Here is a 15,067-nt window from a genome sequence, read left to right on the forward strand (position 1 = left end):
AGTGTTGGTCAAGGGCGAATCCGACTCCACCATCCCCTTTATTTTCCTTCAACAGGTCGCTCACAGGTGTTTTTCATAGAATTTTTGACGCTACCCTACATTTAGTACAAACATATTCCATTGTCCATTTGTTTAGAATAAAAACGTAGAACAAACGAGGAGGAATAAAGGTGGAGTACGTTACAATTATTTTGCGAACGTTACTGTTGTACGTAGCTATTTTATTTATTTTTCGCATGATGGGGAAAAGGGAAATTGGGGAGTTGAGCATTTTAGACTTAGTTGTTTTTATTATGATTGGGGAAATGGCGGTCATTGCGATCGAGCAACCGAAAGATCCGATTTTTCATACGCTCGTTCCGATGATTGTATTGACAATCGCCCAAATTGCTTTTGCATTTTTTTCTTTAAAAAGCGAAGCGTTTCGGCGTCTCGTTGATGGCTCCCCGACTGTCATTATTAACAACGGAAAAATTGATGAAAAAGCGATGCGAAAGCAACGGTACAATTTTGATGATTTGCTTATTCAATTGCGTGAAAAAAATATTAAAAACATTGCGGACGTTGAATTTGCCATTTTAGAGCCGTCTGGCAAACTGTCCGTATTTGAAAAAGACAAAAGAAAAAAGAAAACACCGTCTTTAGCCTTGCCGCTCATTAAAGACGGTGTCATTCAAGAAGAACATTTAACATTGATCGATCAAACGCCCACATGGTTAATCAAGCAACTAAAAGAGCGCGGATATGAACGAATTGAACATATTTCTTATTGTACATATGAAAATGGGACGTTCTATATTGATGAAAAAGATGAATAATTAACGAAACAATTGGCGAAATTCATCTTTTTCAATTAAACGAAACGATTGTGCAAGAACGAAATAGATGAACGTCATGATGACGATGACAACAATCGTTTTCATAAGCAATGAAAACGGTAAAATCGGAACGAGCATATGTCCAATTGCTGCAACAGAAACGATAACGACGAAATGAGCGACATATTGTTTGATATATAAAGTAAGCGAAATCGCTTTAACGATTGTAGCAGCATGTAATAACGTGACAATCATGATGCCGACCGTAATGGCTAGCGCCGCTCCCATAATGCCGAGCGACGGTTGTGAAGCGAGCCAAAAAATGAGCGCTGTTTTTACGACGGCACCGATCAGGCTATTTGTCATCGCTTCTTTCGCTAGATCAAGCGCTTGCAATACGGCTTGCAACGGCCCTTGCAAGTAGTAAAAGATAAAAAACGGCGCCATGACTTTGACAAAGATTGCTGCTTGATTAGCCCCATACATGAGGTGCATGATTTCTTCTGCTAATACGTACAACACGACAATGGACAATCCCCCAGCGAAAAGCGATAACCGTACCGCTTGATGTAACCGATATTCAATTAAACGGTGTTGTTTTTGGGCAGCGGCTTCGCTAATTGCTGGAACGAGCGAAGTGGCGAGCGCGTATGTAATAAACGATGGAAGCATTAAAAGGGGGAGCGCATATCCGGTAAGCTCCCCGTATTGTTTTGTCGCATTGGTTGCAGTGATGCCGGCGAGCGCTAAACTTTGTGCCACGACGATCGGTTCAAAAAACCATGCAATCGATCCAATCAACCGGCTTCCGAGGGTTGGAACAGCGATGCGCATCAGCGAAACAAACGTATCTTTCCCTTGTTTGACGTACGCAAAAAAATGGTATCGAATGCGAATCGGCTTCTTTCGTTTAAACGTAATAAACAAATAAATAAGAGATACAAGCTCGCCAACGACGGCGGAAATCATCGCTCCCGCTGCGGCATATTCGATACCGTAAGGCAAAAAAGCGGTTGTAAAAGCAGCAATGAGCGTAATGCGCACCGCCTGTTCAAGCAATTGAGAATACGCATACGGTTTCATTTCCTGTCTTCCTTGAAAATAACCACGTAAGACAGAAGAAACAGCGACAATCGGGACAACCGGTGCAATTGCGACGAGCGGATAATATACGCGCGCATCTGTAAATAACGTGTTAGAAAGAATCGGTGCAATGGCTAGTAGTGCTGGGAAAAAGATGAAACTTAAAACGACAGTAATAGACAAAGATACGACTAATATTTTTTTCACTTTTCGTTTATCGCCTACCGCTTCCGCTTCAGCAACGAGCTTTGAAATGGCGACTGGGAGGCCGAACTGCGTAATTGTAATCGCTAATACGAGCGTCGGCACAGCCATCATATATAAACCTACCCCTTCTTCACCGATGAGACGAGCAACGACGATACGATTAATAAAGCCAAGTATGCGCGTCAACAATCCAGCAACAATTAAAATCATCGTCCCTTTCAAAAATTTGGACATGTTCCTCCCTACCTTCTCAAATGAGGTCATCTTTTATACAATGAAATATATGCACATGTTGGCCAAGCATGACAAAATGGGGGAGACGAATATGGATCGCGAACAATTAATGCCAGCGTTACAAAGTAAAGTAGATGAGTTGAAGCTGCTCGGCTATGAACAAGCGACGATTGAAGACGTATGGAATTGTTTAATGGTGAAAAAATGGAAAAAAAACAAAGAAGAAAAGCGTCTATTTGAGCTTGTGAACGACATTTTATCATTGCGGGCAAGCGACTATATGGCGTATATTGTCGCAAAGGAACAAAAGCACGATCGTTGGTTTACGGAAGAAGGGCTTTCGGAGTTAGAACAATTGTTTTAATTGTTCGTTTGGAAATTGACAGAAAGTGTACTGTCATTCATAATTTGTTTTGTTGGTAAAAATTCTGGCAGCGTCCAGAATAGAGGAGGATTTTTATGGTAAAACGTAGTCGCATCATTGCTTTTTTCCTTCTTGTCGTTTTACTAGGCGGCATGATGGGAACGACAGCAGAGAAAATTGTCAAAAATATTAAACTCGGCTTAGACTTGCAAGGTGGTTTTGAAATTTTATACGAAGTGAAGCCGACAAAAGAAGGAGAAAAAATTACGAAAGATGTATTGCTTAGCACGGTAAGCGCATTAAATAAACGCATTAACGTGCTTGGCGTAAGCGAACCGCGCATTGATGTAGAAGGAAACGATCGCATTCGCGTTCAGTTAGCGGGGGTGAAAGATCAAAATAAAGCGCGCGAAATTTTATCTACAGAGGCGAAATTAACGTTTCGCGACGTACATGATAACGTATTGATGGATGGAAGCGACCTCGTTGAAGGAGGCGCAAAACAAACGTTTGATGATAAAGGAAAGCCAAGCGTTGCGATTCAATTAAAAGATGCAAACAAGTTTAAAGAAGTGACACAAAAAGTATTAAGCATGGCACCAAATAATGTGCTCGTTATTTGGCTTGATTTTGAGGAAGGCGTTGACTCATACGCAAAAGAAGTAGGAAAAGAGCATCCAAAATTTATTTCGGCCGCCCAAGTCAATGAAGTGTTCAACCAGACGGACGTTTCTATCGTTGGTAATTTTACGGTTGAAGAGGCAAAACAGCTAGCTGACTTGTTAAATGCAGGGGCACTTCCGGTTGAACTAAAAGAAATTTATTCAACATCGGTAGGTGCACAGTTTGGGGAACAAGCATTACAAAAAACGATCTTTGCAGGAATCATTGGTATTGCGCTCGTCTTTTTATTTATGATCTTGTTTTATCGCTTGCCTGGGATTGTTGCAGTCGTCACGTTAAGCGTATATATTTACCTTATTTTGCTCGTCTTTGATTGGATGAACGGTGTGCTAACGCTACCGGGAATTGCTGCGCTCATTCTTGGGGTTGGAATGGCAGTCGATGCAAATATTATTACATACGAGCGAATAAAAGATGAATTAAAGCTCGGAAAATCGCTTATGTCAGCGTACCGCATCGGAAATCGTGGTTCTTTTGGAACGATTTTAGATGCGAACATTACAACGATCATTGCTGGCGTTGTTTTGTTTGTATACGGGACGAGCTCTGTAAAAGGATTTGCAACGATGCTCATCATTAGCATTTTAGCGAGCTTTATTACAGCAGTATATGGTACTCGTCTTCTGCTCGGCTTGCTCGTGAAGAGCCGCTTATTCGATAAAAAACCGCATTATTTTGGCGTCAATCCGAAAGATATATTAGACATTGCGAAAGTAACAGATGATACAGACGTTCCAACAAAGTTTGCACGTCTCGATTTTGTTAAACGAAGCAAACTATTTTTCATGATTTCAGGAGCGATGGTCGTTATTGGACTCGTGTTATTGTTGACCGCTAAATTAAATTTAGGCATTGATTTTTCAAGCGGAACGCGCGTGGATTTAATGAGTGAAAAGCCGCTCACAGCAGAAGAAGTGAAGCAAGAATTAAATGAATTACGTCTTAAGCCGAAAGATGTCGTCTTATCAGGCAATAACAACGAGATGGCGATTGTACGTTTTCTCGGCGTACTTGACCAAAAAGAAATTTCACAGTTGAAGTCGCATTTTAAAGAAAAATATGGCATTGAACCAAACGTAAGCACGGTATCGCCAACGGTCGGAAAAGAACTAGCGCGCAATGCGTTTATTTCTGTACTCATTGCGTCGATCGGGATCATTATTTACGTTACCGTTCGCTTTGAGATGTATATGGCGATTGCGGCCATTGTTGCGCTATTACACGATGCGTTTTTCATTATCGCTTTCTTTAGTTTGACGCGCTTAGAAGTCGACTTAACGTTTATTGCTGCTGTATTAACAATCGTCGGTTATTCGATTAATGATACAATCGTCACGTTTGACCGCATTCGTTATTTAATGAAAAAGCGGACAGTAAAAACGGTCGATGATTTAAAAGATGTCGTCAACAAAGCATTACAACAAACATTTGGTCGCTCTGTAAATACGGTATTAACCGTCGTGTTTACCGTTGTCGCCCTTTTATTGTTCGGTAGTGAAGCGATTCGCAATTTCTCATTTGCGTTGCTTGCTGGCTTAATTTCCGGCACATATTCTTCGCTTTTTATCGCAGCACAATTATGGCTCATTTGGAAATCGAAACAATTGAAAAAAGGAAAGCAAAAACGCGAACAGTGGGAAGCAGAACCAGAAGTATAAACGTCGTGGCGCATGCCGCGACGTTTTTTCATGAAGTGAATAGGATACACTAAAAAAAACAAAAGAGAAAGGGAGCGAATGGAGTGAATGAACAAACACGCTTTCAACAAGCCCAATTTGCCGCTATGGTTGGTGTTGTCGGCAACATTATACTGGCGGTAATTAAAGGGTGGATCGGAATGATCGCAAACAGTAAGGCACTTATTGCCGATGCGGTACATTCCGCATCTGATGTGGCGGGATCATTTGCCGTATGGATTGGCTTGCGTGCGGCGAAGCAGCCGCCGGATGACGATCATCCGTATGGGCACGGGAAAGCTGAATCGATTGCTGCCATTATTGTCGCAGTTTTGCTTTTTCTCGTCGGAATAGAAATTGGAACATCTTCTTTTTCTTCATTTTTTCATCCGATTGAACCGCCAAAAATGATCGCTGTATATGCTGTTATTTTATCGATCGTTGTGAAAGAAGCGATGTTTCGTTACAAGTATGCGTTAGGGAAAAAAATTAAAAGCGATGCCATTATCGTGAATGCGTATGAACATCGTTCAGACGTTTTTTCATCGCTTGCAGCTCTCATCGGCATCGTTGCTGCCATTGTTGGACAAAATATCGACATTCGTTGGCTTATTTACGCTGATCCTGTTGCTGGGCTTTTCGTTTCCCTTCTCGTTTTAAAAATGGCGTGGAAGTTAGGGGCGGAATCGATTCATCATGCGCTTGACCACGTGTGGCATGAGGAAGAAACGATGAGTTTGCGCGAAGCCGTTTTGTCATTTTCAGAAGTGAAGCGCATTGACTCGCTTTATGCTCGTCAACATGGTCATTATGTTGTTGTTGACTTAAAAATTGCCGTGTCGCCACACTTAACTGTTTTAGAAGCACATGATATCGGAAAAAAAGTGAAAGAAAAGTTATTGTCATTTCCACAAGTGCATAATGTGATGGTGCATATTAATCCGTACGATGAATCAATTGCCCCTTAGCCTATTGTTTTGTATAATAAAAAGGTTGAGGGGTGAATGACATGTTAGCATCGAAAACCCGCTGGAACATGAAACAAGTAAACGAACAGCAAGTGCAAATGATTGCGCAAGCGTTACATATAGCTCCGCTCGTTGCTACATTGCTCGTTAGCCGCGGCTACGATACCGTTGAAGCCGCTCGTTCTTTTTTTGAGCAAAAGCAATCGTTTCACTCGCCATTTTTGTTAAACGATATGGAAAAAGCGGTTGAGCGAATAGAGAAAGCGATTACAAACGGTGAACATATTCTCGTTTTTGGCGATTATGATGCCGATGGAGTAAGTAGCACAGTCGTGATGGTAAGTGCGTTACGAGAAAAAGGAGCGAATGTATCCTTCTATATTCCGAACCGCTTTTCAGAAGGATACGGTCCGAATGAACAAGCGTTTCGACTTGCGAAAGAACAAGGTGTCTCACTAATTATTACAGTCGATACAGGAATTTCCGCTTTGCATGAAGCGAACGTAGCAAAACAGCTTGGCATCGATTTGATTATTACCGATCATCACGAACCGGGTCCTGTGCTTCCTGAATCGTATGCGACGATCCATCCGAAAATTAGTCCAAATTATCCGTTTAAACATTTAGCCGGCGTCGGTGTAGCATTTAAACTCGCTCATGCGCTTATCGGGCGCGTGCCGTATGAATGGCTGGACGTCGTCGCGATCGGGACGATTGCCGATCTCGTTCCGCTTCAAGATGAAAATCACTTATTTGCTCGGTTAGGCATTGAACAATTTCGGCAAACGAACCGCCTCGGCTTACAGGCGCTTTGTAAACAATGTGGCGTATCTCATACGGCGGTGACGGAAGACACGATTGCGTTTATGATCGGTCCGCGTATTAATGCGGCCGGACGTCTCGATTGCGCCGATCCTGCTGTGCAGTTATTGTTGACGACAGATGTGCATGAGGCGGACATGCTCGCTGAACAAATTGATATGATGAATCGCGAGCGTCAACAACTCGTAAACGACATAACAGAAGAAGCGATTCAACTCGTTGAACAACATTATGCCGACGACCGCGTGTTAGTTGTAGCGAAAGAAGGATGGAATGTCGGCGTCATTGGCATTGTTGCCTCCCGATTAGTGGAACGATTTTACCGCCCGACGATCGTTTTAAGTATAGATCAAGAAAAGGGAGTTGCGAAAGGATCAGCGCGCAGCATTGAAGGGTTCGATTTATTTGCCAATTTGTCAAACTGCCGCGACATTTTACCGCATTTTGGCGGACATCCGATGGCTGCGGGGATGACGCTTTCTTTACATGATGTACATGAATTACGTCACCGTCTAAACGTGGCGGCGAAGCAACTGCTAACTCCTGAACATTTCGTTCCTGTCACGCATGTCGATGTATGTTGTTCGATCTCGGACGTTTCACTTGAATTAATTGAACAAATGAATCGGCTTGCACCGTTTGGCATGGGGAATCCGAAACCGCGTGTTCTTCTCGAACGTGTGCAGCTTGATACGTTACGAAAAATTGGAACAGATCAAAGTCATTTAAAGCTGTTGTTAGTTGAAGATGGAAAAACGTTAGAAGCGATCGGATTTGGCTTTGGACATATTGGCGATGAAATTGCACCGAACGCTCGTCTTTCGGTCGTGGGAGAGCTGTCTATTAACGAATGGAATAACTTTCGCAAACCACAATTAATGATTCAAGATATAGCTGTCAATGAGTGGCAGCTGTTTGATGTCCGTCATATTCGTCATCCGAGCAAGTTCATGGCATCGCTTCCGAAAGAAAAGCGGTTGTTTATTGCTTTTCATCGCGACACTGCGGATGCGTTGCAATTGTCCGCATACGCTAATGAAATTGTTTATGTGCAAAGCGAACAAGAAGCGGCGATCGATGTGAGTGGAAAGTATGTCGTCCTTCTTGACTTACCTCCGTCGCAACAAATCGTTAAAGTTTTATTAAGTTGTAGTTTACCTGAACGCATTTATGCGTTATTCTATCAAAGGGAGAGTCACTTCTTCAGCGTGTTGCCAACGCGCGAACATTTTAAGTGGCTGTATTCTTTTTTGCATAAGCGTAGCCCGTTTGATGTGCGGCGTTACGCAGACGATTTAGCTCGCTCGCGCGGATGGACGAAAGAAACGATTTTGTTTATGATTCAAGTGTTTAGAGAGCTTGGTTTCATTACAGTCGAAAACGGGATCGTTTCTTTAGCACGTGATGTACAAAAGCGGGATTTAACGGAATCACCGTCTTACCGGCTGAAACAAGCGCAAGCAGAGCTTGAACATATGTTTTTATATTCATCTTATGCCCAACTAAAACGTTGGTTTGATTCATTGTATGAGGAGGAAAAAGTCAATGGATTTAAAACAATACGTAACGATTGTTCCTGATTTCCCAAAACCAGGTATTCAATTTAAAGATATTACAACGATTATGGATAAAGGGGAAGTATATAAATACGCGACGGATCAAATCGTCAATTATGCACGAGAAAAGAAAATTGATGTCGTCGTTGGACCGGAGGCGCGCGGATTTATTATCGGCTGCCCGGTTGCTTACGCGCTCGGTGTTGGATTTGTTCCTGTTCGGAAAGAAGGAAAATTACCTCGCGAAGTCATTCGCGTGGAATATGGCTTAGAGTACGGCAAGGACGTATTAACGATGCATAAAGACGCGATTAAGCCAGGGCAACGCGTTCTCATTACAGACGATTTATTAGCGACAGGTGGAACGATTGAAGCAACAATTAAGCTCGTTGAACAACTTGGCGGCGTCGTTGCAGGTATTGCGTTTTTAATTGAATTAACGTATTTAGAAGGTCGCGAGAAGTTAAAAGGATACGATATTTTAACGTTAATGCAATTTTAAGGAAGGAGGGGCAAAACGCTCCTCTTTTTCACATCGTTGCTCTTTACATTTAAAAAAATTTTCATGATAATATTGTCAATACGTTTAAAATAAAAAAAGGTGATTGCATGGCAAATGAACAAGTATTAACGGCGGAGCAAGTCATTGAAAAGGCGAGCCGTTATTTGTCGAAAGACGACGTACAGTTTATCGAGCGGGCATATGAGTTTGCGAAAGAAGCGCATCGCGAGCAATATCGGAAATCTGGAGAACCGTACATTATTCATCCGATTCAAGTGGCGGGTATTTTAGTCGATTTGGAAATGGATCCTGCAACAATTGCGGCGGGATTTTTACATGATGTTGTGGAAGATACAGCTGTGACGAAGGAAGATTTAGAAAAAGAGTTTGGCAAAGAAGTAGCGATGCTCGTTGATGGCGTGACGAAGCTTGGGAAAATTAAATATAAATCACATGAAGAACAGCAAGCGGAAAACCATCGAAAAATGTTTTTAGCAATGGCGCAAGATATACGGGTGATTTTAATTAAGTTAGCGGACCGTTTGCACAATATGCGGACGTTAAAACATTTGCCGTTAGAAAAACAACGTCGCATCGCAAATGAGACGCTTGAAATTTTCGCACCGCTTGCGCATCGTCTCGGAATTTCAAAAATTAAATGGGAGCTCGAAGATACAGCGCTCCGCTATTTAAATCCGCAACAATATTATCGAATTGTCAACTTAATGAAAAAGAAGCGTGCAGAACGTGAGCAATATTTAGAAGAAGTCATTCGAGAAATGCGTGAACGGTTGAACGAAGTCGGCATTCAAGCTGAAATTTCTGGACGTCCGAAACATATTTATAGCATTTATCGAAAAATGGTTTTGCAAAATAAACAATTTAACGAAATTTATGATTTGCTTGCTGTGCGCATTATCGTTGAAAGCATTAAAGACTGTTATGCGGTGCTTGGCATCATTCATACATGTTGGAAGCCGATGCCAGGTCGCTTTAAAGATTATATTGCCATGCCGAAGCCGAATATGTATCAATCGCTTCATACGACGGTTGTCGGCCCAAAAGGCGAGCCGCTTGAAGTGCAAATTCGGACGTTTGAGATGCATCATATTGCGGAATTTGGAATTGCTGCCCATTGGGCATACAAAGAAGGAAAGACGATTCGCCCAAATACGTTTGAAGAAAAACTATCATGGTTTCGCGAAATTGTCGAATGGCAAAACGAAACGAACAACGCCGAAGAGTTTGTAGAAACGTTAAAGATGGATTTATTTTCTGACATGGTGTTCGTTTTTACACCAAAAGGCGACGTCATTGAACTTCCAGCTGGTTCGGTGCCGATTGATTTTGCATATCGCATTCATTCAGAAATCGGAAACAAAACGATCGGGGCAAAAGTAAACGGAAAAATGGTGCCGCTCGATCATCCGCTTCAAACGGGAGATATTGTTGAAATTTTAACGTCTAACCATTCATACGGTCCAAGTCAAGACTGGTTAAAAATTGCGCAAACGTCGCATGCAAAAAATAAAATTCGACAATTTTTCAAAAAGCAACGCCGCGAAGAAAATGTTGAAAAAGGAAAAGAGCTCGTTGAAAAAGAAATTCGCAACATGGGTTTTGACGTAAAAGAAGTGCTTACTGCAGAAAACACGAAACGTGTTGCGGAAAAATTTAATTTCGCCAGCGAAGAAGACATGTATGCTGCTGTTGGCTATAACGGCATTACCGCTGCTCAAGTGGCTCACCGCTTAACAGAAAAATGGCGCAAACAGCGCGATTTAGAAGAGCAAGCGAAACGCCTGTCGGACATGCTGCAAGAAGCAAAAACGATTGCACCGATGAAAAAGCGCGATTTTGGCGTATGCGTCGAAGGTGTGGACAATTTGCTCATTCGTTTGTCGCGCTGTTGCAATCCGGTTCCGGGCGATGAAATTATCGGTTTTATTACAAAAGGGCGTGGCGTTTCCGTCCATCGTGCCGATTGTCCGAACGTACTTGCAGAAGAAGCGAAAGAGCGGCTTATTCCTGTTCAATGGGAGAGCAGTGCAAATTGTCAACGAGAATATACAGTCGATATCGAAATTACTGGTTACGATCGACGTGGCTTGCTTAATGAAGTATTGCAAGCTGTAAATGAAACGAAAACGAATATTTCGGCTGTATCTGGGAGAACAGATCATCGAAATAAAATGGCGACGATTCATATGACGATTTTTATTCATAACGTAAGCCATTTACAAAAAGTTGTTGAGCGCATTAAACAAATTCCAGATATTTATTCAGTGAGACGGATAATGAACTAGAAAGGGTTGTCGGAATGAGAGTTGTCGTTCAGCGCGCAAAAGATGCAAAAGTCACAGTAGCTGGCGAAGTCGTTGGGGAAATTGATTTTGGGCTTGTGTTGCTAGTTGGTATTACTCATGATGATACAGAGGAAGATGCGGCGTTTGTTGCAGACAAAATTGCTCATTTGCGTATATTTGAAGATGAGCATGGAAAAATGAACGTGTCGCTTTTAGATGTTGGTGGGTCAATTTTATCCATCTCCCAATTTACGCTGTACGGGGACTGTCGGAAAGGAAGAAGACCAAACTTTATGGACGCAGCTAGACCGGAACATGCGAAACAAATGTATGAAGCGTTGAATGAGCAACTGCGTCAAAAAGGGATTCGTGTGGAAACAGGCGTATTCGGTGCGATGATGGATGTGACGTTAACGAACGTCGGACCGGTGACGCTCATTGTCGAAAGTAAATAAAAACCGTGCTCGCATGTGGACGAGCTCGGTTTTTTTACAAGATAAGAAAGTATAAAATTTCGGATTTGGGGAGCTGTCTAGCTCCAAGCGCCATCGGCTCGAGTCGCTCCGCCCCACACTGCGGCGGCGACAGCCTCCTCGGTGGGGCTTGTGCGCTCTTCGCCGATAGGCGGGCGCTTTGCGCTTTTCTTATCCTCGTGCTAAATGTTTTTTTAGTTTTTGTACATCACGAAGAGTAAGCCCGAATTCAGAAGCGAGTTCAAACGATGTGAGCTCGTTTTCTTTTTGAATAAATGAGTGAAAATCAACGTGCATAAGCGGGGGTTGTGAATGGATAAACTCTCCTTTTTCACTATGGCGCATGACAAATCTCCTTTCGTGTCTATGTCGTTCGTATTATTCCCAATTTTTCTACCTTTCCATTCAAAGAAGGATTTTTTTTATTTATGAAGAAATAAAGTAGCGACTATTGACAACGTAGGAGGATTTGCAACATGAAAAAATCGCTTATCGCGTCATTGTTCATGTTTTGTTGTTTGTTGCTGATTGTTCAAACAGCATCAGCAGCAATGAACGTGCGCATCGTTGTTGACCGATTGAACGTCCGCACCGGTCCAGGATTGACGTTTACGGTGCAAGAAAAAGTAGCAAAAGGAAAGCAATATGCTGTCGTCCAAAAGCGAGGCGAATGGCTACAAATTCGGCTCGCATCGAACCGAACTGGCTGGGTGCATGGAAAATATGTTCAAATAAAAAATGAAGCGAATGAAACGAAAAAACAAATACAACAACTTGTCGTCTGTCAAGTCGACGGTTTGCGAATTCGAAAAGGTCCGGGTACGACTTTTTCGGTTATCGGATATGTCAATCGCAATGAAAAAGGGACGGCAACGATCGCCCAAGGGGAGTGGGTGTACGTACGTTGGGACGGAAAAGAAGGATGGGTGCATCGGTCATACGTAGCGAATGTTGAGCAAAATGAACAAAATAACGAACAAAATAATCAACAAAATAATGAACAACATACATACGTTCAAATGTTATACGACAATACAAATATTCGTTCTGCTCCTTCCACCCAATCGCCTGTCATTACGAAAGCGAAGCAAGGCGATCAGTTTTCGGTCATTCGTAAAGAAGGACAATGGTACGTTATTCAAGTTGATGCGCAAACAATTGGATATGTAGCAGAATGGGTCGTTCAAGTAAGTAACCAACCGTCTCCTTCTCAACCGCAATCGCTCGTAGGGAAAACGATTGTCATTGATGCCGGACATGGTGGCAAAGATTACGGTACGACAGGTGTGAATGGAACGATCGAAAAAATGTTAACGTTACAAACCGCATTGTTGCTAAGTGAAAAGCTAAAACAAACGGGCGCTAATGTCATTTTAACGCGTGAAGATGATCGGTTTTTATCGTTAAGTGAGCGAGTGCAAATAGCGGGGAAAAATAAAGCGGATGCGTTTGTTAGCATTCATTACGATAGTGCATTAAACCGTACCGCCAGCGGTTTAACAGTATATTACTATAAGCAAATCGACCGTTCGCTTGCGGATGCGCTTTTTGATTCCCTCAGTCGATTAACAGGCATTCAACAACGCGGAGTTCGTTTAGGAAATTATCATGTGTTGCGTGAAAATAGCCGCCCTTCTGTGTTGCTAGAGCTTGGCTATTTAAGCAATCCGAACGAAGAGATGTTCGTTGTGTCGCCAACATATCAACAAGCCGTGACAGAGGCGATTTGTAACGGATTAGTTCGCTACTTCGGAAAATAACGGTCATCTTGACAAATGGTTTGTTCGTACGTAATATAAAAGAAAATTCAACATCTCGCCGATGATGGAGAAAAGTAGTTAAGAGTACACATGGCCAGAGAGGAAATGCCTTAGGCTGGAAGCATTTCTCCATGATGACTTAACGAACGAACACTCCGTAGGTTTCTCTTTGAACGCGCGATTGCTAGTAGGAGAGAACGCTTTCCGAGCGTTATCGGATAAAAGTGGAAGCATGCGCTTCAACTAGGGTGGCACCACGGGAATTCGTCTCTCGTCCCTAATTTATTAGGGATGGGAGATTTTTGTTTGCATAAAAACTAAAGGAGGGAAATATATGTCATTTCAAATTCCGCGCGGGACGCAAGATATATTGCCAGAACAAGCAGCAAAATGGCAGTATATTGAACAAATTGCGCGCGAGCTTTGTCGTCGTTACAATTACCAAGAAATTCGCACCCCTATTTTTGAACATACCGAACTATTTTTACGCGGTGTCGGCGATACGACCGATATTGTTCAAAAAGAAATGTACACATTTGAAGATCGTGGCGGTCGCAGTTTGACACTTCGTCCAGAAGGAACAGCAGCGGTCGTTCGCTCATTTGTTGAAAATAAAATGTACGGATATCCAAATCAGCCGGTCAAACTTTATTACATGGGACCGATGTTTCGTTACGAACGTCCGCAAGCAGGTCGCTTTCGTCAGTTCGTTCAATTTGGCGTCGAAGCGCTCGGAAGCAACGATCCGGCCATTGATGCCGAAGTCATTGCTTTAGCGATGGACATATATCGCACGCTCGGATTGAAAAAGCTGAAACTTGTCATCAATAGTTTAGGTGACGTTGAAAGTAGAAAGGCGCATAGACAAGCGTTAATTGATCATTTCCAACATCGCATTCACGAGTTTTGCGATGATTGCCAAGCGCGATTACATAAAAACCCGATGCGCATTTTAGACTGTAAAAAAGATCGTGATCACGAGCTGATGCGCACGGCTCCGTCTATTCTTGATTACTTAAATGAACAGTCGCGCACATATTTTGAAAAAGTGCAAATGTATTTACAAAAGCTCGGTATCCCCTTTGAAGTCGACCCGCGGCTTGTGCGCGGTTTAGATTATTACAATCATACCGCGTTTGAAATTATGAGCGAGGCAGAAGGATTTGGCGCGATTACGACGTTATGTGGAGGCGGTCGCTACAACGGTCTCGTTCAAGAAATTGGCGGACCTGAAACGCCAGGTATCGGATTTGCTTTAAGCATTGAGCGCTTGCTTGCAGCATTAGAAGCAGAAAGTATTTCGCTACCAATTTCAGAAGGAATCGACTGTTACGTTGTTGCGTTAGGGGAACGAGCGAAAGAAGAGGCGGTTGCTCTCGTTGCTGCCCTTCGTCAAGAAGGCATCGCGGCAGAAAAAGATTATCAAGAGCGAAAAGTGAAAGCACAGCTGAAAGCAGCCGATCGTTTGCATGCGACATACGTTGCTATTTTAGGGGAAGATGAACTCGAAAAAGGAGTCATTAACGTTAAACATATGGCAACAGGAGAACAGCAAGAAGTATCGCTTCATACATTTGTTTCACATATGAAAAACGTATTGCAATAGGAGGGGAA

12 protein-coding genes and 1 other annotated feature are annotated in these 15,067 nt (G+C 42.6%); of the genes, 10 read left to right on the forward strand and 2 right to left on the reverse strand.

The genetic code is table 11. The features are described 5' to 3' along the window. The first annotated feature begins 170 nt into the window (after window positions 1-170). Entirely contained in the window at window positions 171-818 is a 648-nt protein-coding gene (locus tag HNR63_RS09365) for a YetF domain-containing protein (protein ID WP_181520538.1), read from the forward strand. Here HNR63_RS09365 and spoVB read toward each other — a convergent pair whose 3' ends face one another. After that, window positions 819-2,342: a stage V sporulation protein B gene (spoVB, locus tag HNR63_RS09370; protein ID WP_181520539.1), complete on the reverse strand. Its 1,524-nt coding sequence runs from the start codon at window positions 2,340-2,342 to the stop codon at window positions 819-821. Between the two features lie 91 nt (window positions 2,343-2,433). On the opposite strand from spoVB, the gene HNR63_RS09375 reads away from it, so the two are divergent. The 7 genes from HNR63_RS09375 to dtd all read left to right on the forward strand — a co-directional run bounded on the left by HNR63_RS09375 (window position 2,434) and on the right by dtd (window position 11,675). Then, complete coding sequence (locus HNR63_RS09375) at window positions 2,434-2,706, forward strand: post-transcriptional regulator (protein WP_181520540.1); 273 nt, start codon at window positions 2,434-2,436, stop codon at window positions 2,704-2,706. A gap of 95 nt (window positions 2,707-2,801) precedes the next feature. Then, window positions 2,802-5,048, forward strand: a complete 2,247-nt coding sequence (gene secDF, locus HNR63_RS09380; protein ID WP_181520541.1) for a protein translocase subunit SecDF — start codon at window positions 2,802-2,804, stop codon at window positions 5,046-5,048. A gap of 83 nt (window positions 5,049-5,131) precedes the next feature. Continuing rightward, the gene (locus HNR63_RS09385) at window positions 5,132-6,034 is read left to right on the forward strand and encodes a cation diffusion facilitator family transporter (RefSeq protein ID WP_085788094.1); all 903 of its coding nucleotides are present in this window, start codon (window positions 5,132-5,134) and stop codon (window positions 6,032-6,034) included. A gap of 41 nt (window positions 6,035-6,075) precedes the next feature. Next, on the forward strand, window positions 6,076-8,436 hold the full coding sequence (gene recJ / locus HNR63_RS09390) for a single-stranded-DNA-specific exonuclease RecJ (RefSeq protein ID WP_181520542.1): 2,361 nt from the start codon (window positions 6,076-6,078) through the stop codon (window positions 8,434-8,436). Next, a complete protein-coding gene (locus HNR63_RS09395; protein WP_003396235.1) occupies window positions 8,402-8,914 on the forward strand; it encodes an adenine phosphoribosyltransferase in 513 nt (170 codons plus the stop codon). The genes recJ and HNR63_RS09395 overlap by 35 nt, the downstream gene beginning before the upstream one ends. Before the next feature lie 107 nt (window positions 8,915-9,021). Further along, entirely contained in the window at window positions 9,022-11,220 is a 2,199-nt protein-coding gene (locus HNR63_RS09400) for a RelA/SpoT family protein (protein ID WP_085788096.1), read from the forward strand. Between the two features lie 14 nt (window positions 11,221-11,234). Then, complete coding sequence (gene dtd / locus HNR63_RS09405; RefSeq protein WP_021093907.1) at window positions 11,235-11,675, forward strand: D-aminoacyl-tRNA deacylase; 441 nt, start codon at window positions 11,235-11,237, stop codon at window positions 11,673-11,675. A gap of 189 nt (window positions 11,676-11,864) precedes the next feature. Here dtd and HNR63_RS09410 read toward each other — a convergent pair whose 3' ends face one another. Then, window positions 11,865-12,038: a hypothetical protein gene (locus HNR63_RS09410; protein WP_181520543.1), complete on the reverse strand. Its 174-nt coding sequence runs from the start codon at window positions 12,036-12,038 to the stop codon at window positions 11,865-11,867. A 131-nt stretch (window positions 12,039-12,169) separates the two neighbouring features. Between HNR63_RS09410 and HNR63_RS09415 the strand changes: the two genes are divergently transcribed. Next, a complete protein-coding gene (locus HNR63_RS09415) occupies window positions 12,170-13,453 on the forward strand; it encodes an N-acetylmuramoyl-L-alanine amidase family protein (RefSeq protein WP_181520544.1) in 1,284 nt (427 codons plus the stop codon). Window positions 13,454-13,505: 52 nt separating this feature from the next. Further along, window positions 13,506-13,735 (forward strand) — a binding site (T-box leader). 52 nt (window positions 13,736-13,787) lie between these two features. Next, window positions 13,788-15,059: a histidine--tRNA ligase gene (gene hisS / locus HNR63_RS09420; protein ID WP_181520545.1), complete on the forward strand. Its 1,272-nt coding sequence runs from the start codon at window positions 13,788-13,790 to the stop codon at window positions 15,057-15,059. Window positions 15,060-15,067 lie beyond the last annotated feature (8 nt).

The sequence above is a fragment of the Anoxybacillus ayderensis genome (assembly GCF_013761015.1).
Taxonomy (GTDB): domain Bacteria; phylum Bacillota; class Bacilli; order Bacillales; family Anoxybacillaceae; genus Anoxybacillus; species Anoxybacillus ayderensis.

What these genes read in the sequence shown, in the direction of transcription:
- spoVB (WP_181520539.1), bottom strand. Translation starts at nt 2,342, where the DNA reads ATGTCCAAATTTTTGAAAGGGACGATGATTTTAATTGTTGCTGGATTG.
- HNR63_RS09375 (WP_181520540.1), top strand. Translation starts at nt 2,434, where the DNA reads ATGGATCGCGAACAATTAATGCCAGCGTTACAAAGTAAAGTAGATGAG.
- secDF (WP_181520541.1), top strand. Translation starts at nt 2,802, where the DNA reads ATGGTAAAACGTAGTCGCATCATTGCTTTTTTCCTTCTTGTCGTTTTA.
- recJ (WP_181520542.1), top strand. Translation starts at nt 6,076, where the DNA reads ATGTTAGCATCGAAAACCCGCTGGAACATGAAACAAGTAAACGAACAG.
- HNR63_RS09395 (WP_003396235.1), top strand. Translation starts at nt 8,402, where the DNA reads ATGGATTTAAAACAATACGTAACGATTGTTCCTGATTTCCCAAAACCA.
- HNR63_RS09400 (WP_085788096.1), top strand. Translation starts at nt 9,022, where the DNA reads ATGGCAAATGAACAAGTATTAACGGCGGAGCAAGTCATTGAAAAGGCG.
- dtd (WP_021093907.1), top strand. Translation starts at nt 11,235, where the DNA reads ATGAGAGTTGTCGTTCAGCGCGCAAAAGATGCAAAAGTCACAGTAGCT.
- HNR63_RS09410 (WP_181520543.1), bottom strand. Translation starts at nt 12,038, where the DNA reads ATGCGCCATAGTGAAAAAGGAGAGTTTATCCATTCACAACCCCCGCTT.
- HNR63_RS09415 (WP_181520544.1), top strand. Translation starts at nt 12,170, where the DNA reads ATGAAAAAATCGCTTATCGCGTCATTGTTCATGTTTTGTTGTTTGTTG.
- hisS (WP_181520545.1), top strand. Translation starts at nt 13,788, where the DNA reads ATGTCATTTCAAATTCCGCGCGGGACGCAAGATATATTGCCAGAACAA.